Genomic DNA, 23,900 nt, shown 5'->3' on the forward strand with positions numbered 1-23,900 from the left:
TTTAATGACCATAAGAACATTGAATCTGTTAATTGCCCCCAAATTTATCCTCTAGTATACTAAATTCATTCCAAATGTTTACATCCTATTAGAGAGAGAGTAGGGTGAACTAAGATACTTCACCAAAAGGGAGGAATATTATATGATCCACTTGCAGTCCAAGCCACGATCTCTAAAACCAAAGAACCATCTTATCCGCCGCACGCTTACGGGCATAACAGCCACATTACTAACCGTGTGCTCGGGCTATGCTGCATTTCCTTCACAGGTTTTCGCGGAGAAAGCAGATGTATCCGTTCGCAACTGGTACTCTTATCCGAGTTTCACCGTACCTGAATTAAAGCCTTCCTGGACAGTGAAGGTAGACAACTATTTGAATATGAATGAGACCTCTTTGGGACATCAGGCAGTAGCCGAGGAGGGCAAGGTATTTGCTTTTTCAAAAAGCAAGCTGATCGCATTGGATGCAGCAACAGGCAAGCAGCTATGGACATTCGGTAATAGTTTGACGCCCACAATTGTCTATGATGACGGTATTTTGTATGGACTGTCTTCCAATCATAAGCCATATGCAGTGAATGCCAAGACAGGAAAGGCCGTATGGCAATCGGGCACATCCACATGGATTGATACACGTCAAGGTACAGAGGCGTTGGTACCTGCTGCAGATACACTTTACGTGATCAAGGGAAGTACTACGTTTGCCTTTGAACGCAAGACAGGGAAGCTGCGCTGGAAGGCTGACGAAGCAATGGCTGAGGGGAATGGTACCGCTTATCTTCAGGAATCGGATGGAGTTGTGCTGCGAACTTTTTTTGTGCAGGGGGCACTAACTTCTGTTCAACTGAACGCTTATGATAAGAAAACAGGAAAAAAGCTATGGAGCGACTTTGGTCAGGGAGAGGCCATTCATATTAAAAACGGTCTCGTCTACTCCGTTGATTATTACTCTCCGCTGCTTACCGACTACGAATCCGTTCCGGATCGGAAACTGCAGATAAATGCGTATAACCTCAAGACGGGTGCGATAAAAGGAACCCTTGAATTTAATTGGAAAATGCCTGGTGACCCACCATATGATCGAGGTCAAGGAAGCGTAATAGCAAGTGAAGGCAAGCTGTACGTTGAACAAGGCGATCAAATATCGGAATACAATCTGGACACTTACAAGACGGGTGATGCTCCTTCGCGGACGTTTCAGCGTCCTTACGGGGTAGATGGAGAGTTGATGGGCATTGTACAGGAACGTCTTATCTACAGAAGCAACGTAACGGAAGGTGAATTGACAGGCATTAAACTGGTCAACGGCAGCGGGGTCCAATGGAACGGTGATGCCCCTGTGTCCCAGGTCAGTGTATATGGAAAAGGGGTCTATCGTGCGCAGCGTAACGGAACACTGCTCGGTATTCATATGCTGACGTCCAAGCCGGTTTTTAGCGTGAAAACCGGGGCGGATCTGCACGAAGCAACGTTGAAGACAAACGGAATGATCATCATCCAAGCTGAAGACAAACTGATCGGAGTCAAGCTCCCAGCATCTCTGAAATAAGCGTGAATTAGAGTGGAAGGACGGATATTATCCGTTCTTTTTTTGTTGTGCAGATGTTTCGAATAAATGGGCAAATTTGGATTGACGAAATGGGTATATAGTGTATATATTATATATACACACTATGCACTCAATAAACAGTAATGAGGTGAAGGGCCATAAAAATTCTCATATCCAACGCTTCGAGCGATCCAATCTATATACAGATTATGAATCAGATTCGTCAGAGCATTTTGAGCGGGGAATTGGTTGCGGGCGATAGTCTTCCCTCAATCCGGCAGCTCGCCAAGGATTTGCAAGTTAGCGTGATAACAACCAAACGCGTCTATGAAGAGCTCGAGAAAGAAAAACTGATTGATTCCGTTGTAGGCAAAGGGTGTTTCGTTTCGGGTGCCAATCAGGATTTTATTCGGGAACAGCGCATGAAACGACTGGAAGAGAAAATGCTGGACATTATTCGTGAGAGCAAGGAACTAAGCATGACGGAGCAAGAGGTAATCAATCATTTCACATTGTTGTTTGAGGAGGAAAATACACAATGAATGCGATTGAACTGCGAAATCTATCAAAAACATATCCCTTATTTAAGGTGGATAATGTATCTCTGAATGTCAAACAAGGGTACATTACGGGCCTTATAGGACCAAATGGAGCTGGAAAGAGCACACTAATTAAAATGATCATTGGTCTAATCCGTCCTGATTCCGGGAGTATAAAGACATTGGGTAATGAGATGCCCTCACAGGAAATTAACATTAAGCAGCGCATTGGTATCGTGTCAGATGAATGCTTTTACTATGAACATCTAACGATTCGGGAAATGAAAAAAATGATAGCACCATTCTATAAGAGATGGGACGAAAAGAAATTTAACAGCTTTCTTGAGCAATTTGAGTTGTCCCCCAAAAAGAAGATTGAAGATCTGTCCAAAGGGATGAAAATCAAATTTTCCCTTGCTATCGCACTGTCTCACAACGCGGAGCTCCTCATTATGGATGAGCCGACATCCGGTCTTGACCCTGTATTTAGAAGAGAACTTCTTGATCTGCTCTCCGATCTGATACAGGACGAGACAAGGTCCATTATTTTCTCTACGCATATCACGACGGATCTGGAGCGTATCGCAGACTATATTGCGTTCATCAATCAGGGGAAGCTCGTATTTAATGAAACCAAAGATGACGTGCTTGAGAGATATACGATTGTCAAAGGTGACATGGAACTTCTTGATTCAGATACCCGAGATCAGTTCATCGGAATCCGTGAGACAGCTGTCGGTTTTGAAGGATTGGCACGGAATAAGGAGGAAGCAGAACGGTTATTTGGCAGCTTTGCCCTTTTGCAAAGGCCATCCCTGGAAGATCTGATCTATTTTACAGCCAAGGGAGGACGCAAACATGCTTAATTTGCTGCGCAAAGATTTCATAGCAATCAGGAGTTCACTGTGGACGATTCTTCTATATCTTGTTGTGTTTAGTCTCGCCTTTATACCCAAAAGTGAAATGTCGATGTATTTTGTCGGGATCTATACCGCATTCGGTTCGATTATCCTTGCGACCATGATTGATATCAAAAATCATAACCATAATTTCCTCGTCACCCTGCCGGTTAGCCGCAAAAACATCGTGCAAGCCAAGTACTTGTCGGCCATTCTTTTTACGTTATTTGGAGTTTTCGCTTCGTTCGGGATTCATTGGCTGGTTGACTTGAATTTCCCTGAGCTGAATAAACCGAATTATTCGGTTTTGGACATTATGGTATCAGTGGGAATGGTGCTTGTCCTGGTCTCCATCTATATGCCGCTTTTTTATGCACTTAGTAAAAAGGGAGCAGGGATTATCAATGCTGTATTTATGGTCTCGCTTATTGTTCTTGCACAACCATTTGCTCTATTCATGAGTATGGTAAACGAGGAAGGGATGATTAATGGCCGAGTTATCACTGCAATTTCATTCGGAATTATACTGTTGTTTTGTGCCTCCTATTTATTAACGATTCGGTTATTCTCAAGAAAAGACTTATAGGATGCGGAAGAGGAAGTTTTATTGCAAGTCATAAGTCAAACAAGGAGTTGGGATCGATTCATGCTAATCAATGCAGAAAATCGCCCGCTGCATATTCGTACATTATTTAGAAACAATGGATGCTGACCAGAAGGAATTCATCGGAATTTCGAAATGATAATATCCTAAACATAATTAGAACCCCGGCATCTGGTTAAATCGATGACGGGGTTCTTTCTCATGATGGATTTGATTTGTGGGTTTCAATCTGAAATTGATCGGAATATGATTTGAGATCACCTGCAAGTCCGGCGAGCTGCCCGGAGATATTCGATAGCTCTTCGGCAGATCGTTGCTGTTCCACAGCACTGGCCGTTACTTGTTCAGCCATTGCTGAAGTTTCCTCGGTTGCTGAAGCGATGTAGCTCAAATGTTGTTCCACTTCCTGACGAATGGAGTGCATGTTCGTAGTTCGGCTTTGCAACTTCTGAGCCAGTTCATGTACTTCAGCCGACAAACGGCTAACCTGTTTGAACGCCTGAAGGCAATCAGCAATCTGATTCTCCTGTTCCTTAACTGCCACCATATTCGCTTCAAAATGACTGCCCATACGGTGAATCTCTTGTACAAAGGATCCCAGAATCGCATCAATCTCCTGAATGGATTGTTCGGATTGCTGGGCAAGCTGTCCCATTTCACCAGCAACGACCGCAAAGCCTTTACCTGCTTCGCCAGCTCTGGCTGCCTCAATTGAAGCATTCAGTGATAGGATTTGAGTTTGTTTCAAAATGTTGTGAATTTGTCCGCTGATGGATGAAGCGAGCTCCGATTGAGTCGTCAGCGATCTGGAAATTTCCTGCTGATGCTCAACCCGTTTCGCATTTTCCCGGCCTTTCTCAAGCAGAACCTCATGTTCGCGAGTAACTTGTACTTGGACAGCGGATAGCTGCTCTGAAGTATTGGTAAACTGGTGAACATATGAACCAACTTCATCCATGATTTTACCGAGATTCTCTGAATGTTGGACGGAGTGTTCTGTCTCTTCGGCCTGTTTCATGGAACCTATGGCAATTTCCTCAATAGCTCTGGAAAGCTCCTCCGTCTGACGCTGATTCGTCTGAGCTGTTGCAGCAATATTTTTCGAGGACAGCTGCAGCGTATTGGATCCCTGCTGTATACCCAGAAGAATATTCGTCAATTGGGCAACCATGACATTAATCAATTCACTGATTTCACCGAGCTGATCATTCGTAATATGTGTTGATACTACTTTAAGATTTCCATCAGCGACCTGTTCGAGGCTCGACTTAATATCGCGTACCTGTCTGAGAATGCCTCTTACCACGAATAGCATCATAATCAGAGAGAGAATCAGTACAACCACAAAAATCGGGATAACCGTCCGAAATGCATTATTCACGGATGTCGCGGATACTTGATTCACTGCTTCAGCAGAAATATCAATACCCAGATAGCCAATAACAGCACCTTGCGAATCCTTGATTGGTGAAAAGGAGGACAATAGCTGTCCCCAGGTTGGATCATCTACAATGCCTGTAGTTACAACCTCGCCGCTTAACAAGCGTTCCTGTATCTGGGGGTTGAATTCCATTTCAGTCCCATAAGGACTATACTCCGGATCGTCCCAATCTGCTCCATCTACGGTATAGAACCATCCGTCAGACGTTTTGTTATACATATAAACATAGAGGGCTCCCGATTGAAGTCTAACTTTGACAAGCTCGTCCCTCAGACTTTTATATTCGTTGCCCTCCTCCGAAGCAGTAGAGGATAACGTCTTGATTAATTCCGATTCCTGACCGAGCAGTGAAGCGGTGTTTACTGCCAACTGCTGGTTGTCATGCTGCTTCGTCATTAATGAAGCATTCTCACTAGAGTGAATGGTGGTCCACATAATTAGTCCGCCCATCGCCAGCAGTGGAACCAGAATGATTAAATACAGTTTAAACCTTAGATCCCTCTTTTTTTTACGAGTCTGTTTCACGTTCTGTTCCCCCTTGGATGTGGTAAATCAACAATGCAATCCGTATAACCCCATATTATTTATCGTAAAATTGGAAGCTTAAATGAAGACCAAACCTAGATTTATATTACATATGGCTAAGTGAAGAGCAAAAGAATTACTTAATACAGAATTTAGATTATGTTTAAGGAATCAGGGGATTATAACCATTAAGATGAGGGACATTATAAAAAAATGAGGAAGGAGTCACAACATGAGGTTAATCTTGATTTTGATGATATCCACTATTATTGCTTCTGGAATCATGCCTTCAATTAATCCATCCTCTGATAATCAGCAAACCGATCCAAGAGAGCTGCAATTGCAGGATATGATCGTATTGTCATTGCTCTCCCATATGGAAAAAAACTCGAAAAGGCATATGCAAATGTCTTAACATCTGCTCCTAATTTGTATCCATATGATGTTGATCTCCTGGATATCGAAAGGGTGGGCGGATTTCGCGGATTTAACTTTCAGATTACTCTTGAAGCCTATCCTACTGTCGGTCCACACATTGTTGTCGGTAAAGATATATTCACATATCAGATTTCTCCTTCATTCAATGTAAAGCTGATTCATTACCAGCATCTAGAAGGTCCTGATAAAAACGCATTTCCCTGGAACTATTCGAACCTTTTGAAGTGAAAGGGGTTCTACGCCAAGAGACCAAACCCGGTTGGATTTGGTCTTTTTTGCTTTGTTCCATTTTGCAAACGCAAATTTTTCACGCTTACAAGGAATATTCCCATGACCTTTCTTTAGGTGCTCAAATGGTGTACCAGCATCTCCACAAATCGTTTGGCGAATCTCAGATCACTCTGAGCTGTTTCCTGATCAGCTTCTGACACAAGGCTCATTTTCTGCAGCAAACTCATCATCGATACAAAGATAAAGTGGGCCGTATTCAAAGGGTCCGGATCGGGTTTTAACGTTCCATCCATGTACCCTATCTGCAGCGCATCCAATAGGAAATGTTGTTCTTTTTCACGGTTAATAAATAGATCGTATTGTTCTTTCAACTCTTTACTTGAATCATAAGCTTCATAATGCAGGTCGAATAGTAATACGAATTTGATGTAACCCAGATGTAAGGAAGCATAGCGTACCCAAGCTTCAAGCATCGAAGCAAGCATCTCTTTTCCGCTCATGTCAGCAGCAGCTGCATTTTTCACATATCCGGTCATATTCTTCAAAATCTCAACCTGGACCTCCAGAATCAGCTCGTTCATGGATTGAAAATGTTTATAGAAAGTAACCCGGCTTATGCCAGCCTCGCTGCATACATCTTTGATATTCACATTCAGAAAGCTCTGCTTCATAAAAAGTACTTTGGCTGCTGCAATTAAAGCTTCCCGGTTTTTGCTTTTAAAATTTTTGTGCCAATTTTCAGTCATAGGAGACTACCTGTTCTTTCACATTTTTTGTTTTCGACAGAGTCAGGAAAAAGGCCGATCCAAGGATGAGTGCACCAACAATATAAGGAATATGAATGTGTTTGTCAAACAGCAGCCCGGCAAAAAGCGGACCGATAATGTTACCTATACTGGAGTATGTCGTATTCAATCCTGCAGCATATCCTTGCCGATCCCCGGCTGCGTTGGCAATCAACGTACTTACTGTAGGCCTTAAAAAGGCATTAAAGGCAAAAAACAGTGCTGACACGATTAACAAGTATACTAAATTGATCTTGATGATCATCAAGATCAATGCGACGGCAGTCATGATAAGAGATATCCGAATAAGTTTCATTTCACCGAGTCTCTTAATGAGAATATCGAGCAGCCAAATCTGCACAATGATACCGATCACTGCGCCTACCGTGATGATGAGTGAGATTTTGGTGGCATCAAACCCGTATTTTTGTTCCACAAAGAGTGCATATACGGTTTCATAATTCATCAGACCAAATGTCATGATCAGGATGAGGAGCAAGTAGCGAAAATAGGGCGTGCGAAACGAATTCATGATTTGGTTGCGGATCGGCTCACGACGAACCAAAGTGTTTGCTGGTATCCGTTTCTCTTTTGGAAGGGTTTCTGGCATGTACAGGCTAAGCAGTGTGGCTACAAGACCAAGTCCTCCGGCAAAAAAGTAAGGTGCTCTTATGCCAAGTTCTGCAATTAGTCCGCCAAGTCCCGGACCGAGTACCATTCCGAGGTTCATGGATGCACCTAGGTAGCCCATCCCTTTGGCGCGGGTCTCAGGTGTAGTAATGTCTGCCACATAGGCCATGTTAGCAGGGACCATCAAACCGATTCCGATACCACCAATAAACCGTGCAATATACAGAAGGGGTAGGGTTGTAGATAAGGCAAACAGCAAATCAGCAATAACCGTTAGAAAAAGGCCGGAAATGATCATTGATTTTCGTCCCCATCGGTCCGAAAGCTGCCCACCTATAGGTGAAAAAATAAACTGTGCGGTTCCGAAAGCAGCAATAAGGTAACCGGCTGCTGCTCCTGCAGCATTAAATTCTTTCAAATATTCAGGCAAAATGGGAATAACCATGCCTTGACCCAACAAAGCAATGAATAAGTTCAGCATTAAAATAAACAGCGGAAATGAAGCTGACTTCGGCAAGCCGCTCATAACAGAAGACCCCCCCCCTTTGGTTTACATCGTGTAAATATTTACTTTGTGTAAACCATAGTAAATCAAAAAGCATGGATTGTAAATGAACAGTTTTTCATTAATGCAATGAACGAAGACCAATGAGAAAAACAGGATATGACTTTATTTACATGTAATTTACATAAACATGCAAGAATCAACATGTATCACTCGTATGATATATATCTGGCAATCTAGTAATCATTAAATGAAAACATACTAGATTTACATTATTGCCAAATGAGAGGAGAACATGATGATTAACCCATTGTACAAAAAGATTGTAGCCATTCTGCTATCAACTGCACTGGTAATAGGATGGTTCGGAGGTTTAGGAGCAGGGCCGATCGTTAAGGCAGAAGCAGCAGATGAGCCTCAACCGGACATTTTGTTAAGTAAAAATTCGAACTGGAAGTATTTTGATCAAGGGCAGGATTTGATGTCTGTATGGCAGGCTGTCTATGAAGATACAACCTGGCCGGAAGGCAATGCTCCTTTTGGCTATAAAGATAACGGCAACGGCATATCAACGACATATTTCGGACCGCTCCAAACTGATGTGGACTATGGTGGCGACAAAAGTCTGAAACACCGCACTACATACTTCCGGACAACGCTGACAGTCAACAAAGAGCAAATTGAAGATTATGGTCAAATTCTGGGTACCTTCGGCATTGACGACGGTGCTGTTCTCTATGTAAATGGCACGGAAGTGCGCAGGTTCGGCATGCCTGATGGTGAGATTAGCTATTCTACCAAAGCAACATCTTCTATGGATCTGCCTGTTATGTATAACGATGTGGATCTGACCGAACCGCTTCAAACACTCCTGCATGATGGGGAGAATATCATTGCAGTTGAGGTTCATCAGCAAAGCGATGGAAGCTCTGATCTGTACTTCGATATGGAGCTCAAAGCTTTAGCTGACGCACCGGCTATCGATATCAGCAAAGTAACAGCTACGTTCTATGGTGACGCCAAATCGAGTAAAGGGTTTACTTGGTATACACCGCTTGCTTCGACAAACAGTAATGTGCAGGTCGTCAAGAAACAGGAAGGTACTCCTGATTTCAACACGGCGCAATCCTTTAGCGGTGAAGCGATCATCTCCAGAAATTCACCGGGAGAAAGAGTTCACAAAGCAGAAGCTACGGGCCTTGATGCGGATACTTCATACTATTATCGTGTGGGTGACGATACGCTTGGGCTTTGGAGTGAAACAGGTGAGTTTAAAACAGCTCCAGCGGGTGGAGCATTTACCTTTGTTGATTTAACGGATACGCAAGCGAAGGATGAGGAAGAGGCCATTTTATCAGCAGCCACGCTGTCGAAGGCACTAGATACCGTTCCGAATGCGGAGTTTGTCGTTCATAACGGGGATGTTGTCGAAAATGGAACTTCCGAGCAGGAATGGAATTGGCTTCTTGGTCATTCACAAAACGACTTGATGAGAACCACGATTGTACCTTCCGCGGGCAATCACGAGAACAAAAACTACGCGTTCTATGATCACTTTAATGTAAAGCAACCGGAGAATGCGGACACTGTCACCGGGGCGTACTACTCATATGACTATAGCAATGCGCATTTTATCGTTTTGAACTCGAATGAAAACTCGGCGGAGTATGCCAACTTCTCAAGTGATCAAGTCGAGTGGATGAAGCAGGATGTGGAGCAGGCCAAATCTGCTGGAGCTGAGTGGATCATCGTCAATATTCACAAAGGACCATATACAACGTCCAATCATGCGACCGACAAGGACATTATTGGTGAGAACGGCGTTAGACATCAAATAGCACCGCTCATGAACGAGCTTGGCATTGATCTCGTGCTTCAAGGACATGATCACATCTACGCCAGAACCAAACCGATCAAGCAGAATGGGCAAGCGGAAGAGCCTGCCAAGATCACGGAAAGCTTAAACGGGGAAAGCATTGAATATATGGTTAACCCGGACGGTACAATCTACATGATCCCAGGTACGGCAGGGGCCAAAGTATATTTCAAAAATACGAAACCTGAACTGGGCGATGCTTACTTTAGTCTGTTTGAGAGAGCGGAAGAGAATCATGCACGCAAGTATGGAGAGACAACTAGTACAGCAAGAGGTCAGGTACAAAACTTTACCTCATTAACTGTTGACGGAGGCAAACTGACAGCGGTCGTTTATGAAATTGATCAAAACCGCGATAATGCAGTACCTTTTGTTGTAGACCAATTTGGAATTACCAAGGATACTGACACAACCCGTGAGCAAGTGAGTAAGGTTACAGTTACGTTTAATGGAGATCCCACGACGAGCAAAGGCGTTACATGGTATACTTCTGACCAAGTCACAGGAAGTGATCTACAGGTCGTTGAGAAAACAACAGCGAATAGCGCTGACTTCTCCAACCCACTTACTTATGAAGGGCGTTCCGGCCTGTCTGTAAATTCATCAACTGAACGTGTACACAAAGCTGAAGCAGCGGATCTGAAGCCGGACACGCTATACTACTTCAGAGTAGGTGACGCTTCCAGCAACACTTGGAGCAAGACGGGTACGTTCCGTACAGCGCCGAAGTCAGGAGCCTTTACGTTTATTGACTTGGCAGATACGCAGGCGAAGGAAGAGGATGAAGCCATCCTTTCCTCCGAGACACTGGACAAAGCACTTGCTACCATTCCGAATGCACAATTTGTGGTGCACAATGGAGATATTGTTGATAAGGGTGTAAAAGAGGAGCAATGGGACTGGCTTCTCGGTCATTCTCAATCAAGCCTTTTGAATACAACAATCGTTCCATCAGCGGGTAATCATGAAGACGAGAACTACGCTTTTATCGACCATTTTAACCTGGATGTACCAGTGAACTCGGCAACAGAGACAGGTGCTTATTATTCGTACGATTACAGTAATGCACACTTTGTGGTGTTGAATTCGAATGAGGATTCAGAAGAATACAATAATTTCTCATCCGAACAGGTACAGTGGCTGCAGGATGATGTGAAGCAGGCACGGAAAAACGGAGCAGATTGGATCATTGTCAATATCCACAAAGGTCCATACACGACCTCCAATCATGCGACAGACTCGGATATCATCGGACCGAACGGAGTTCGCAACAAAATCGCTCCGCTGATGGCAGAACTGGATATTGACTTCGTGCTGCAGGGGCATGATCATATCTACGCCCGTACCAAACCGATCGACACGACCGGGAAAGCCAAGGAAGCCGTGAAAATTACGGAGACACTAAACGGCGAGAAGATTGAATACACGGTGAACCCGGATGGTACCATCTACCTAATCCCGGCAACAGCCGGACCGAAAGTGTACTATAAAAATCAGGATCCTGTTCTTGGCGATGCGTACTACAGCTTATTCGAACGGGCAGAAGAAAACCATGCTGCACAGTATGGAGCAGACCCGAATGATGATCGTCGTCCGAAACGGGGACAGATTCAGAACTTTGTGGGCATCACAATCGACGGGAACAAGCTTACAGCTGTAACGTATGAGATTGATCAGAACAAAAATGATGCAAAACCCTTTATTATTGATCAGTTTGGCATGATCAAGAAGTCGAATACCGAAACGCCGAACCCCGGACCTGGTACATCCAATCCTGAATCAGGTGGTGGTTCCGGTAACAGTGGCGGGTCAGGAAGCAATACTCCACCATCCGGCACAGGTTCGGAGACTACGCCGCCAGAAACAGAGCAGGGAGGCAATGCGGATAGCAGCAGTCCTGGACAACCCGGAAGCGGAACGACTGGCGGCAACAACAACGGAAATGTACCTCAGCTGAAAGATACGGAAGGGCACTGGGCCAAGTCGCTCATCGATCAAGCCCTGGCTGCAGGATTTGTACAAGGCTATGGCGATGGAACCTTCCGTCCGAATCAAAAAGTAACCCGGGCGGAGTTCATTACCATGCTGGGCAGAGCCATGAAAATGAATACAAGCAGCACGGTAACAACCTATACCGATGCGAAGCAAATTCCAGTCTGGTCTGCTCCGTACATTGTTGCAGCAGCTTCAGAAGGCATTATCAGTGGATATACTGACGGCTCATTCAAGCCGAATAAACCACTGAACCGTGCCGAAATGGTGACCATGATAGCTCGTGCAAGCAGCACACCTGAAGGTCCCATGGCTTCGCTTTCTTTTGAAGACCTCGATCAGATTCCTGCATGGGCAGCACCTTACGTGGCTTCCATGCTTGAAGCCGGATTCATTGAAGGTGTAGGCGGCCATCGATTTGCCCCATTGCAAACGGCAACGCGGGCTGAATCGGTCAAATTAATCTTAAGTCTACTGGAACAAAACTAAATTCTTCGTTGATAGTCTACCTGACCCTGCAAGGTTCTTTACCTGAGGGTCAGGTTCTTTTTTTATAGACCGAACTTCCCCTTATTTAAATTTCACAGATAGGCAGTCCATTCTCTGGTACAATGAAAGACAAGTGCGGTTAACCCATAATGTAGGAGTTGAAATCATGTTGCCCATCATTAACTTGCAAGGGATCTGGAGAATGCAGCTTGACGAAGATAAGCTGGGGGTCACGGTACCTTATGACGACACGATTACCATGCCGAATACTACATCTCATGCTGGAAAGGGAAAGAAAAACGAAGTGGCTGAGGTTGGAGCACTCACAGATGAACACGCTTTCGAGGGCTGGCTCTGGCTGGAGCGGGAATTTGAAGTTCCCAAGGAGTTGGAAGGGAAGCATTGCTGTCTGCATCTAGAACGTACACGCGTCACCACAGTCTGGATCGATGGTCATCCGCTTGGAACACGAAACAGTCTCAATACTCCACATGAGTATGTTCTGATGGAAGGACTCGCTGCTGGTACACATACCATTAGAATCAAGGTGGACAACACAAGCTACCCAACCAAAGGTGGACACATGACTTCCAAGGACACACAGACGAACTGGAACGGCATTACTGGTAAAATGGAATTGAAATTCAGTAATGAAGCACGTATGGACGATGTGCAAATTTACCCGAACGCGATGAATAAATCGATAACGCTTTCGGTGAATCTGAGCGGAGAGACTCAAGGAACAGCTATTGCAGTTTCCGCGCAGAGTTTTGCAATATATGAGCAGACTTCTGAGTCGGCCGCAGACAAACACCAAGTTGCAGAGCGTATTTACCCATGTGACAAAAACGAAAACAGTATCACTTATGAATTCGGTGATGAAGCGCTCTTATGGAGTGACGATGCACCTCATTTATATAAGATTGCCATCACGTTGCGCGGAGAGAACGGGAGAATCATCGATGATCGGGACATCGTTATTGGGCTGCGGGATTTCAAGGCGAGTGGAGACAAGTTTACAATCAACGATCGTCCAACCTTTTTGCGAGGCAAACATGACGGGTTGATCTTCCCGTTAACTGGCTATGCACCAACTGACGTGAATGAATGGGTGAGAATCCTCGGCATCTCGAAGTCCTACGGCATTAATCATTACCGTTTCCATACCTGCTGTCCACCTGAAGCAGCATTTGTTGCGGCTGACCTGCTGGGAATCTATATGGAACCCGAGCTCCCATTCTGGGGAACCATCACAGACGAGACAGACCCGAACCATAATCAGGCAGAGCAGGATTACTTGATTGAGGAAGGACTTGCGATTCTTCGCACCTTCGGCAATCATCCTTCATTTGTCATGATGTCACTGGGTAATGAGTTATGGGGGAGCAAGGAGAGGCTGAATGCGATTCTGAAAAAGTACAAGGCATATGATTCGCGACATCTATACACTCAAGGCTCCAATAATTTCCAGTTTACTCCGGTAATATTGGAAGAAGAAGATTTCTTTAGTGGTGTACGCTTTTCTCGTGACCGGCTGATCAGGGGTTCATATGCAATGTGTGATGCACCACTCGGCCATGTTCAGACAGATCTGCCCGGCACAATGAAAGATTATGACGATCATATCCTGCCTCTCGAACATAGTAACCTTCAGAATTCCGCTGCAGAGGAGCAGGAGATCCAGATCCAATATGGGACCGTTTCCAAAACGGTGAAAGCGGGCGGAACCGACAAGGAGCTCATTCCGCATCTTCCTGTGGTTTCTCATGAGATAGGGCAGTATGCCATGTATCCGAATTTTGCGGAAATTGAAAAGTATACAGGCTCGATTAAGGCACACAACTTTGAGATTTTCCGAGAACGTTTGCAGGAAAAGGGAATGGGCCATCTAGCGGACTCATTTTTCCATGCTTCCGGACAACTGGCCGTAGCTTGTTATAAGGAAGAGCTGGAAGCAGCTTTCCGTTCCGAGCGGCTTGCAGGCTTCCAACTGCTGGATTTGCAGGATTTTAGCGGACAAGGAACGGCCTTGGTCGGCATACTGGATGCATTTATGGACTCGAAAGGGCTAATCAGCGCAGAAGAATGGCGAACGTTTTGCTCGGATGCTGTACTTTTGGCTCGATTCGAGAAATACAACTATGCGGCAGGTGAAGCATTTAGTGCATCGGTGGAGCTGCGCTATTACCGTCAGGTTCCTTTGAAAGGGAAAAGCTTGAAATGGCATTTAACTCAAGGCAGCCGCGTTATATCAGAAGGTGAACACCTCATTACCGAGGATCATATGAAACCTTATCAGATGCTCTGCAGCATTACAGCAACGCTACCTGATGTAGTAGATATGACTCAAGTGACATTGAAGCTGTCCATTTCGGAAACGGATATTTATAAAACCTACGACCTCTGGATTTATCCTAACCAGAAAGATAGTCAGTTTGCCGACGCACCTGTATACAGAGAACTCACTGATAAAGCCCTTGAGAAGTTGGAAAAGGGAGAGTCCATTCTTTTGCTGCCTGCTCTCAATAAGATCGCCAACTCCATTGAAGGCTTGTACAGTACGGATTTCTGGTGTTATCCCATGTTCCGGTCCATTTCCGAAAGCATGAATAAACCTGTTCCGGTAGGGACGCTGGGCTTGCTTATTGAGAATGAGCATGCAGCACTACAGCATTTCCCGAGTGAGAAACACTCTACCTATCCGTGGTGGAATATAGTTACCCATTCACGTTCCATCATTTTGGATAACTTTCCAGGAGATGTGCAGCCTATCGTCCAGACTATTGACAACTTTGAGCGTAACCACAAACTGGGTCTGTTATTTGAGTTCAAAGTGGGGAAAGGAAAAGTGCTGGTAGGGGCACTGGATTATGATCAACTTCTCGCTCAGATCGAGGGTCGACAGTTTATTTACAGTCTGTTGCAATACCTCGACAGTGATGATTTCAATCCGACCTGTGAGCTTGATGCAAATGAATTGACTCGGTTGCTGTTTAACTGAAAGTATGAAGATAGACCGCCCGTATGAGGTGGTCTTTTTTAATTACCAAATATTTTTTAAAAAAAGATCCTCATAAGATGTCATGAAGATATTTAGTTGTGACAAGCAATTTCTAGGAATATTCGACATAGAATTTGCTATTCGAATGAATGAGGTGATGGTTTGTTTTTTAATATCAAAGAACTGCAGTATCATGCTAAACCGGATTGTCCAGATCCTGTATTTGCTAGAAAACTTCAGGAGGTGCTTGGCGGACAATTTGGTGAAATTACGGTAGCGATGCAGTATTTGTTTCAGGGTTGGAACGTGCGCGGGGATGGTAAGTACAAAGATTTGCTAATGGATACGGGTACAGAAGAACTCGCACATGTCGAGATGCTTGCTACCATGATTGCGCGATTGTTGGATAATGCTCCCTTGGCCACATTAGAAGAAGCCGCCAAAGATCCCGTAATTAATGCAATTCTTGGTGGAAGTAACCCTCAACATGCCATTGTTACTGGCTTGGGAGCAGCTCCCTCGGATAGTAACGGTTATCCATGGAATGCAAAGTATACGATTGCCAGCGGCAATCTGCTTGCTGATTTCAGGCATAATCTGGCTGCTGAGTCACAGGGAAGGCTGCAGGTTGCCAGACTTTATGGAATGACAAATGATCGTGGGGTCAAAGATATGCTATCCTGGCTGCTCGCTCGAGACACCATGCATCAAAATCAATGGATCGCAGCCATTAAGGAATTGGAAGAAAAAGAAGGCATTGTTGTTCCAACCACCTTTCCGAGGGAATTGGAGAAACAAGAAGTATCTTATGTGCTGTTTAACTTTTCCCGAGGAGACGAGAGTGCAACCGGTCGCTGGGCACATGGACCAAGTATGGATGGGCACGGTGTTTTTCAATATGTACAGCATCCTCAACCACTGGCAGCTGCCCCTAAATTGCCACCAGCGCCTCCATATATCTACGATACTCCGCCGTACGCTCTTAGGAACGACAATGCGGGAGCGAGCTTGCCTCCTATGGTATAGATTCTTAATTGCTTTGTTTTGGGATCATAGCATAGAGCTAGAAGCAGGCATTCGACTTCCTCGAAAGCCTGCTTGTTTTATTATTGCAAACTTATAGAGAAATTGCTTTGTTTGCCATGTCAACATCGTTAGCCAGGAGCTTAGGCAAGTCATAAGAAGGATACAGTCCCTGCTCCAGCATAAAATAAAACACTTTGCCATGTAATTGAATGGCACCGTTTAATTGTTTTTGTAACGTTTCACGCAGCTGAGGGGTTGCCGTTTCAGTAATCGCTATTGCATAGTTGCGTACAGAAGTCTTGGCAAATCCCAACAACTGTCCGGCGTAGAATGCAGTCATATCCTGTTCTTTGCCGCTGCTTCTGTTTCCTTCAGGCGCCATGGGAAAGTAGTGAAGAAGCTCTTTTAAGTTCTGTTCAATGGTCCGGATGGCTTCCTGATACAAGGAATGAAGAGCAGGGTTCTTTACATCATTTACGGCCATTTTAAAATTAGTTAATTGGTTACTCTGAAAAGCTGTTAGCTCATGGAGCTCCAAAGTCTCATGCCAAGCCAGGTGTTGTTGTCGATTTGCTTCATAAGTATACAAGTGAATCCCTCCTAAATGGTATGCATCAGCCTATGCAAGGTATCAACAAAGGTCACTGGTTTGAAAAAATATACATGGAATTTATAAAAGTATCTGAATATCTTTGGGGATTAAAAATAATAATAAACCTCGGACTGCGCAAAGACATACACACACTTTAGGAGGTTAACTACATGCAAATGCAAAATCACCAAAACGTCGAAACAGGTACGGTTCCACCACAACTCAACCATGGTGGTCATGAAATGTTTGATGTAAACGAGGTGCTGTCAGGAGCCATCAATACATTGAACACCTATACCATGCTGAGCCAACATGTGAAGGATCCGGAGCTTCGTGATATTTTGACGCGTCAAAAGCAATTTATTTCCGAAGAATACAACATTACGTTGGAGTGCTTTAAAACAGGACAGGACCCCTCCAAACCAACGCAAAGCTATAAGATGAAACAGGATAATGACTTCACATATGGCTTGAAACCAAGCCAGCCGAAAAAGCCGATGCTTTCCGCTGCCGAAATCTGTGACCAAAGCATCTCTTCTAGCATGTTGAATGCCGTAAAATCGGGTGCTGTGATGAAAACAACTGCTGCGATGGAATCAACTAATCCGGTTGTGCGTCGGGTACTGGCAGATTCATTGCCAAACTGTATTGAGATGGCGTACGAGATCTCCATTTACCAAAACAAAAATGGTTTCTATCAAGTGCCTCAACTTGCCCAACAAGACATGCAGCAAATGCTGAATGGTTTCGCTCCATCCATGATTGACTCGCAAACAGGTGGTAACCTGCCACACTAATCTTTAAAAGGTAATAACAAAACCCCCGTAGCAGACACCTAACCAGGGTCGCTATGGGGGTTGTTTCGTTTCTTCTCCTTAACAAAATTACCAGAAAATACATATAGGTATTCATTCTACCATGATCATAGCTTGTTAATCGAAGGAGTAGCAAGTTTTTTAAGTAAGATTTTACTAAAATTCTGGAAATAATTAGGTTGATTTTAGTGGTAACAGAGGGCTATACTGAAACATATCTTTGGAATTGAGGTGAAATGAATGTCTTACCGCATCGTTCGAAGTAACTAGTTTTCGGGCCGGATCAAAACGCGTACCGGCTATCAAGGGGGTTCTGTGCCCATTTGATCGCATGAAACTGGAAACATTGAACGGTGCCCAGGCAGTCATTTTGTTTACAAGCCAGGACACTACCGATCGTGGAACAGATTAGTTCTCATCATGAGGGCTTTGACATGTCCATGACTGGAACCGTCTGGCTTTTTCTCATTTCAGAAGATAGAGGGGCTTGAGAACTTTGTTAAAACAATGTCTAATTCAATTTAAATGGTGGATTCTCTTATATATTGCGGTGGGATGCAGCATTCAGCTGTTCAGCAGCCTGGGTATCGTTTTTTTCCAGAAGGTGTTGGATACGGCAGTACAGGCGAACCGGATGGACGAGATCATCCATTTCATCATCATATACGGGCTGCTGCTTGTGGGGACAGTCATTTTGAATTATGTGGACGAATATCCAAGCGTATATCTGTCCAAGAGTATCAGCGAACAATTAAAGCTGATGGCCCTGGACAAAATTTCAAAAATCGATTATCAGGCATATCAAAACATCGGAACCGGGCAGATGATCAAAGTGATTGAGAACGGCGCTGAAGCCGGGAACGAAATCATATATGGATTTATCCTCAAAACGCTGCATGAACTGCTGCCAACTATCTTGTTCAGTTTGCTGTTTATCAGCTTCTATGACCCGCGGATCATGCTGATTATTGCGATAGGTTATGTTGTCATCTTGGTGGTAACCAACCTGCTTTTGAAATTTTTATACCGGATGAAATCCATCATTTTGAATGAACAGGAGTCCATGTCCCGATATTCCATACGTGGTTTTATGGAACTGGTCGTGTTTCGAACGAACAAAAGATATGAGAAGGAGATGGCCAAGCTCAGCGCTTCTGCCCGTCAGATTATTAACAAAAGCGCACAGCTTCGCATGATTCATGAAGCCTTTTTCGCCATATTTGAGGTGTTTATTACAATCATTAAGCTCGTGATCCTGTTCTTCGGCGTACAAAGTGTCATTGCAGGTGATTCATCCATTGGCGTTATTGTGGCATTATTCCTTTTTATCGAGAAAATCTACTCTCCTATTGCCATATTCAACGTATTGTTCGTGGATTACCGGCTGAATCAAGTGACATACAAACGGTTTGAAGCATTTATTCACGCTCCGGAAGACCGCAACCTGGATTCAGGTCTTGAACTTGCTGGTCTCAAGGGTGAAATTGAATTTAGAAACGTTTCGTTCAGTTATGCTCAGCATTCGATCTTGAACAACATATCTCTGACCATTCCACAAGGGACGTCTGTTGCACTGGTGGGCAGGAGTGGAGGAGGAAAATCGACGTTAATCAAGCTGTTGACCGGATTGGTGAAAAAGGACAGCGGCAAGCTGCTTTTGGACGGCGTGGACATCGATGAGCTGAAGCTGAATACCTACTATGAACATATCTCCTATTTATCACAGGAGACCCCAATCTTCGATACAACCATTCGGGGCAATATATGTTTTGATGCGCACGTTTCCGATGAAGCCATCTATGAATTATTGGATAAGGTGTATCTGAAAGATACGATCCTGAAGTTACCGGAGGGATTGGATACTCTTGTTGGCGAGAGAGGGGTAAAGTTGTCTGGTGGAGAACGTCAGCGGCTTGCATTTGCCCGAATCCTGTTCCAGCGCAGAAACATATTGATTCTGGACGAACCGGTTTCAGCACTGGATAATATTACGGAGAAAAGCGTCATGGAGACGATCCTTCAAGAATTCAGCGATAAAACGATCATCATTGTAGCCCATCGGTTGAACTTTCTTCAGCAGGTTGATCAGATCGTTGTCATGGACAACGGAAGAGTTGCTGGTCACGGGTCTTTCGATGAACTGATTCGGAATTGCAAACCATTCATGGAACTATGGCAGAAAAAAAGGTTGGAGCACGATTTGGCTCCATGATGAATGATGATGGATGGATAACATAAGTTAAGCATGTGAAACGTGGGTTGGGGCGGAAAGTAAAGGCATTTACTTCGGCACGATGGGATTTAATCATTTGGGCAGTGTGATGGCACCTGTGTTTGGCGGCCTGCTTCTTAGCCAGTATGGTGCAGAGAATGGGCTCAATGTATTTATCCCGCTGGCTCTCATGACTGCACTTGGGCTGCCTTTTCTCTGGATTGCTCATCAGCGTCTGCTGTCGAGAGAGAAAAAGGAAAAGGTGTTTCAAGTGAGTGCTTAATAAGGTAATGGAAGATGCACCTCTGAAAGGAGTACCTCCTAATGTGACGTCAAACTTTTTTAATTGAAAGAGGGATTATTGTAAATGATAAACATATCTCGAATGAATGGAGCAAGAAAAACACATAGGTAATTAATCACCAAGAAATGTATATCGGTTGGAATAAAAACTTGAGCGAGTGCATATTACAACGGTAAATAAAGATGTCCTTCAAGACTATACTTAAGCCATGGTCATGTAAGAGTCGGATTGGAAAAGAAATGAAAACCTAAAATTTAAAATGTTTATTTTCATGAAATCAATATGACTGTATAATGAGCAATACGTCTGAAAAAAATGTAACACAGAAAAACGTAAAGGACCGAGAAGAGGAGGACATATGAAAACAACAAAGGTCTCATTTTTTGTACTTTCGCTAGTGCTGCTCTTGGTGACGGGATTATCCGGATGGGCAGGCGCTGCGGACGCAGAATCCAATGCCGGCAAAACCTATGTGATCGGCACAGATATTACATTTGCTCCGTTTGAGTTTCAGGATGTGAATGGTGATTTTGTGGGCATAGACATGGATTTGCTCGAAGCCATTGCAAAAGATCAAAATTTTAAGTATGAAATTAAAGCCCTCGGATTTAACGCAGCTGTTCAGGCACTTGAGTCGAATCAGGTGGATGGCGTCATTGCGGGGATGAGTATCACCGATGAACGAAAACAAAAGTTTGATTTTTCAGAATCTTATTTCGATTCAGGTGTGGTTATGGGTATCAGTGCTAATAACGATACTGTGAAAAGTTACGAGGACCTCCGTGGCAAAAAAGTCGCCGTTAAAACGGGAACAGAAGGATACACTTTTGCGGAGTCTGTTGCCTCAGAGTATGGCTTTACCATTGTGCCGTTTGATGACTCTTCACAAATGTATGATGACGTCAAAACCGGTAATTCCGTAGCCTGTTTTGAAGATTTTCCCGTATTGGCTTATGGGGTCAAACAGAATAACGGTCTTAAAATTGTTACTAAACCAGAAAAGGGAGGTTCCTATGGGTTTGCCGTAAGCAAAGGGCAGAATCAGGAACTTCTACAAATGTTCAATGATGGACTAATGAATATAAAGGCAAACGGTGAGTATAAACGCATTACTGAGACATATGTTGGTGAAAATGCTCCAACCACTGCCGATATGGGTCGCTGGGAGCTGGTTCAGAAATCACTTCCGTCCCTGATCAAAGGTCTGGGAAACACGCTCTTATACACCATCGTTTCATTGTTTTTTGCCTTTATCCTGGGCTTGATCTTCGGATTTATGAAAGTGGGACAAAATAGATTCCTTCGCGGTGTTGCCACCGTATTTGTGGATATATTCCGCGGGGTTCCATTGATTGTCCTGGCCTTCTTTATCTATTTCGGGATACCGCAGGCTTTGGGCTTCACGATGCCATTGTTCCTGGCAGCCATTCTGACGCTGAGTCTGAATGCAGGGGCATATGTAACCGAAATTATTCGTGGGGGGATTCAATCGATTGATCGTGGACAGATGGAAGCCGCCCGTTCACTTGGACTTCCTTATCGTAAAGCCATGATGAAGATCGTTATTCCTCAGGCCATCCGGATTATGATTCCATCATTTATTAATCAGATGGTCATTACACTGAAAGATACGTCGATCTTGTCCGTCATTGGTTTGGTGGAGCTGACGCAATCAGGTAAAATTGTCATTGCTAGAACGTTCGCCTCTTTTGACATTTGGTTAACGGTTGCTATTATGTATCTGATTGTCATCATTACATTGACTAAAATCGCTGACCATCTGGAGGTGAAGGTTCGCCGTGGGTAAAATTAAGGTCGAAGGATTGAAGAAAAGTTTTGGCTCGAATCAGGTTTTGAAGGGAATCGATATGACCGTCACCGAAGGTGAAGTTGTTTGTGTCATCGGGCCTTCCGGTTCGGGGAAAAGTACGTTTTTGCGCTGCATTAACCAATTGGAAGAGATTACTGCGGGCCGGGTTATCGTGGATGACCAGGATCTGAATGATCCTAAAACCAATATCAATAAAGCACGTGAAAATATAGGTATGGTATTTCAGCATTTTAACCTGTTTCCTCATTTCAGCGTGCTTAAAAATATCATGTTCGCACCAAGAGAGCTTGGCAAATTAAACGAGCAGCAGGCTCGGGAAACCGCTCTTCGTTTACTTGATCGGGTAGGTTTGTCAGACAAAGCGGATAGCTATCCAAACAAACTTTCCGGGGGTCAGAAACAGCGGGTGGCGATTGCCCGTGCGCTCGCGATGAACCCGGACGTGATGCTGTTCGATGAACCAACTTCCGCGCTTGACCCTGAGATGGTTGGTGAAGTTCTGGGTGTCATGAAAGACCTCGCCAGCGAAGGAATGACGATGATGATCGTTACTCATGAGATGGGATTTGCTCGTGAAGTTGCAGACCGGGTTATCTTCATGGATGGCGGATACATTGTAGAGCAGGGGACTCCTGCCGAAATATTCGGTAATCCGAAGCATGAACGTACAATCAGCTTTTTGGAGAAAGTACTCTAAACCTCATAAACACCGTAAAACCTTCAAGACATTGGTCTTGAAGGTTTTTTGCTGCATCCAAATCAGAAGAAGAGATGATAAATATGGTAATATTAGAATAATTTTAATTTTATATGACCGTTATTATCATAAGGGGTGGAAATAACTATGCAAGCAAAAAAGAGACGGCTGATCTGGATCTGCATGGCTGTGATCGTCCTCTCGGTCGCATCATTTCTGTTTTATGTATTTATTAATGATAGACCTGGTGGGTTATCGGATCAACGAATGTCCAAATTGTTGGGAATGAATGAAACCATACGCATCCCAACAGGGGAAACTCCTGAAAACGCGATTCAAAAGTTTAGAGGCAATCACCCGGAATCGCAAATCATTTATAAAGAACAAGTTGAAGAGGGCATGATTTTATTTACACGAAGACCGAGTTCGGAATCCAGTAATCTTCAGGTAGAGTATGCACGAAAGAGAATATTCGGCTGGAAATGGGGGTGGGGTGGAGGATATGCGATTAATCAATCTTCTCCAAGCCAGTTTGTCATGGATTATATGAGCATTCCTCGCTTGGATCACATCTCTACTCCTTTTCCCATGATATTCGGAAATGTACTGGATCCTGCCATCAAGCGAGTTACCGTTGAGTCCAAAGTAAATGGAGAACACGTATCTACTGAAGCTAAACTGGTTGAGGTGGGACCGGAAAGTACCATCTGGTTCGTATTTCCCCCCGCGACAGTCAAGACACCATTCGAAATTAAGGGATTTAATGATGATGGGGTTGTTGTAACCAGCAAAGAAATTAAAGACGAGAATGACAGCGGCACAATGAGTATTGAAAAATGAATTTCGTTCATTTTATTTGAAAGGGAGCACCCTGATCAATGATAGGAAACATCTATGCCTTGAGGTCGCCATATTGGCG

Annotated in this window: 18 protein-coding genes; 14 read left to right on the plus strand and 4 right to left on the minus strand. The window is 44.1% G+C overall.

Annotated features, from left to right (window positions below; genetic code table 11):
• The first annotated feature begins 142 nt into the window (after positions 1–142).
• The 4 genes from AAIH57_RS03580 to AAIH57_RS03595 all read left to right on the plus strand — a co-directional run bounded on the left by AAIH57_RS03580 (position 143) and on the right by AAIH57_RS03595 (position 3,573).
• Positions 143–1,549, plus strand: a complete 1,407-nt coding sequence (locus tag AAIH57_RS03580) for a PQQ-binding-like beta-propeller repeat protein (RefSeq protein WP_430020562.1) — start codon at positions 143–145, stop codon at positions 1,547–1,549.
• A gap of 209 nt (positions 1,550–1,758) precedes the next feature.
• Positions 1,759–2,091, plus strand: coding sequence for a GntR family transcriptional regulator (locus tag AAIH57_RS03585; protein ID WP_430020563.1), 333 nt, complete (start codon positions 1,759–1,761; stop codon positions 2,089–2,091).
• On the plus strand, positions 2,088–2,954 hold the full coding sequence (locus AAIH57_RS03590; protein ID WP_430020564.1) for an ABC transporter ATP-binding protein: 867 nt from the start codon (positions 2,088–2,090) through the stop codon (positions 2,952–2,954). The genes AAIH57_RS03585 and AAIH57_RS03590 overlap by 4 nt, the downstream gene beginning before the upstream one ends.
• Complete coding sequence (locus tag AAIH57_RS03595; protein WP_430020565.1) at positions 2,947–3,573, plus strand: ABC-2 transporter permease; 627 nt, start codon at positions 2,947–2,949, stop codon at positions 3,571–3,573. Before AAIH57_RS03590 ends, AAIH57_RS03595 begins: the two co-directional genes overlap by 8 nt.
• Positions 3,574–3,790: 217 nt before the next feature.
• Here AAIH57_RS03595 and AAIH57_RS03600 read toward each other — a convergent pair whose 3' ends face one another.
• Positions 3,791–5,557 (minus strand): methyl-accepting chemotaxis protein, encoded by a 1,767-nt coding sequence (locus AAIH57_RS03600; protein WP_430020566.1) that lies wholly within the window; start codon positions 5,555–5,557, stop codon positions 3,791–3,793.
• A gap of 429 nt (positions 5,558–5,986) precedes the next feature.
• Between AAIH57_RS03600 and AAIH57_RS03605 the strand changes: the two genes are divergently transcribed.
• Positions 5,987–6,223 carry a DUF3888 domain-containing protein gene (locus AAIH57_RS03605; RefSeq protein ID WP_430020567.1) on the plus strand — a complete coding sequence of 79 codons (237 nt, stop codon included), beginning with the start codon at positions 5,987–5,989 and terminating at the stop codon, positions 6,221–6,223.
• A gap of 113 nt (positions 6,224–6,336) precedes the next feature.
• Here AAIH57_RS03605 and AAIH57_RS03610 read toward each other — a convergent pair whose 3' ends face one another.
• Both AAIH57_RS03610 and AAIH57_RS03615 read right to left on the minus strand, forming a co-directional pair.
• Positions 6,337–6,972: a TetR/AcrR family transcriptional regulator gene (locus AAIH57_RS03610; RefSeq protein ID WP_430020568.1), complete on the minus strand. Its 636-nt coding sequence runs from the start codon at positions 6,970–6,972 to the stop codon at positions 6,337–6,339.
• Positions 6,965–8,167 carry an MFS transporter gene (locus tag AAIH57_RS03615; RefSeq protein ID WP_430020569.1) on the minus strand — a complete coding sequence of 401 codons (1,203 nt, stop codon included), beginning with the start codon at positions 8,165–8,167 and terminating at the stop codon, positions 6,965–6,967. Before AAIH57_RS03615 ends, AAIH57_RS03610 begins: the two co-directional genes overlap by 8 nt.
• Positions 8,168–8,441: 274 nt before the next feature.
• Here AAIH57_RS03615 and AAIH57_RS03620 point away from each other — a divergent pair, with 274 nt between their 5' ends.
• From AAIH57_RS03620 to AAIH57_RS03630, 3 genes are all read left to right on the plus strand, one after another.
• Positions 8,442–12,503 (plus strand): S-layer homology domain-containing protein, encoded by a 4,062-nt coding sequence (locus tag AAIH57_RS03620; RefSeq protein ID WP_430020570.1) that lies wholly within the window; start codon positions 8,442–8,444, stop codon positions 12,501–12,503.
• Positions 12,504–12,669: 166 nt separating this feature from the next.
• Positions 12,670–15,504 (plus strand): glycoside hydrolase family 2 TIM barrel-domain containing protein, encoded by a 2,835-nt coding sequence (locus tag AAIH57_RS03625; RefSeq protein WP_430020571.1) that lies wholly within the window; start codon positions 12,670–12,672, stop codon positions 15,502–15,504.
• Positions 15,505–15,666: 162 nt separating this feature from the next.
• Positions 15,667–16,530 (plus strand): manganese catalase family protein, encoded by an 864-nt coding sequence (locus tag AAIH57_RS03630; RefSeq protein WP_175396569.1) that lies wholly within the window; start codon positions 15,667–15,669, stop codon positions 16,528–16,530.
• A 91-nt stretch (positions 16,531–16,621) separates the two neighbouring features.
• On the opposite strand, the gene AAIH57_RS03635 is transcribed toward AAIH57_RS03630, so the two are convergent.
• Entirely contained in the window at positions 16,622–17,119 is a 498-nt protein-coding gene (locus AAIH57_RS03635; protein ID WP_430020572.1) for a spore coat protein, read from the minus strand.
• 173 nt (positions 17,120–17,292) lie between these two features.
• On the opposite strand from AAIH57_RS03635, the gene AAIH57_RS03640 reads away from it, so the two are divergent.
• The 6 genes from AAIH57_RS03640 to AAIH57_RS03665 all read left to right on the plus strand — a co-directional run bounded on the left by AAIH57_RS03640 (position 17,293) and on the right by AAIH57_RS03665 (position 23,821).
• On the plus strand, positions 17,293–17,919 hold the full coding sequence (locus AAIH57_RS03640) for a spore coat protein (protein WP_175396570.1): 627 nt from the start codon (positions 17,293–17,295) through the stop codon (positions 17,917–17,919).
• 514 nt (positions 17,920–18,433) lie between these two features.
• A complete protein-coding gene (locus AAIH57_RS03645) occupies positions 18,434–20,149 on the plus strand; it encodes an ABC transporter ATP-binding protein (RefSeq protein WP_430020573.1) in 1,716 nt (571 codons plus the stop codon).
• 97 nt (positions 20,150–20,246) lie between these two features.
• The gene (locus AAIH57_RS03650; RefSeq protein ID WP_430020574.1) at positions 20,247–20,432 is read left to right on the plus strand and encodes a hypothetical protein; all 186 of its coding nucleotides are present in this window, start codon (positions 20,247–20,249) and stop codon (positions 20,430–20,432) included.
• 379 nt (positions 20,433–20,811) lie between these two features.
• Positions 20,812–22,260: an amino acid ABC transporter substrate-binding protein/permease gene (locus AAIH57_RS03655; RefSeq protein ID WP_430020575.1), complete on the plus strand. Its 1,449-nt coding sequence runs from the start codon at positions 20,812–20,814 to the stop codon at positions 22,258–22,260.
• Positions 22,253–22,981, plus strand: coding sequence for an amino acid ABC transporter ATP-binding protein (locus tag AAIH57_RS03660; RefSeq protein WP_175396574.1), 729 nt, complete (start codon positions 22,253–22,255; stop codon positions 22,979–22,981). The genes AAIH57_RS03655 and AAIH57_RS03660 overlap by 8 nt, the downstream gene beginning before the upstream one ends.
• Positions 22,982–23,128: 147 nt before the next feature.
• Positions 23,129–23,821: a hypothetical protein gene (locus tag AAIH57_RS03665; RefSeq protein WP_430020576.1), complete on the plus strand. Its 693-nt coding sequence runs from the start codon at positions 23,129–23,131 to the stop codon at positions 23,819–23,821.
• Positions 23,822–23,900: the final 79 nt, after the last annotated feature.

This window comes from Paenibacillus sp. MABNR03 (assembly GCF_050455445.1).
GTDB lineage: Bacteria > Bacillota > Bacilli > Paenibacillales > Paenibacillaceae > Paenibacillus > Paenibacillus xylanilyticus.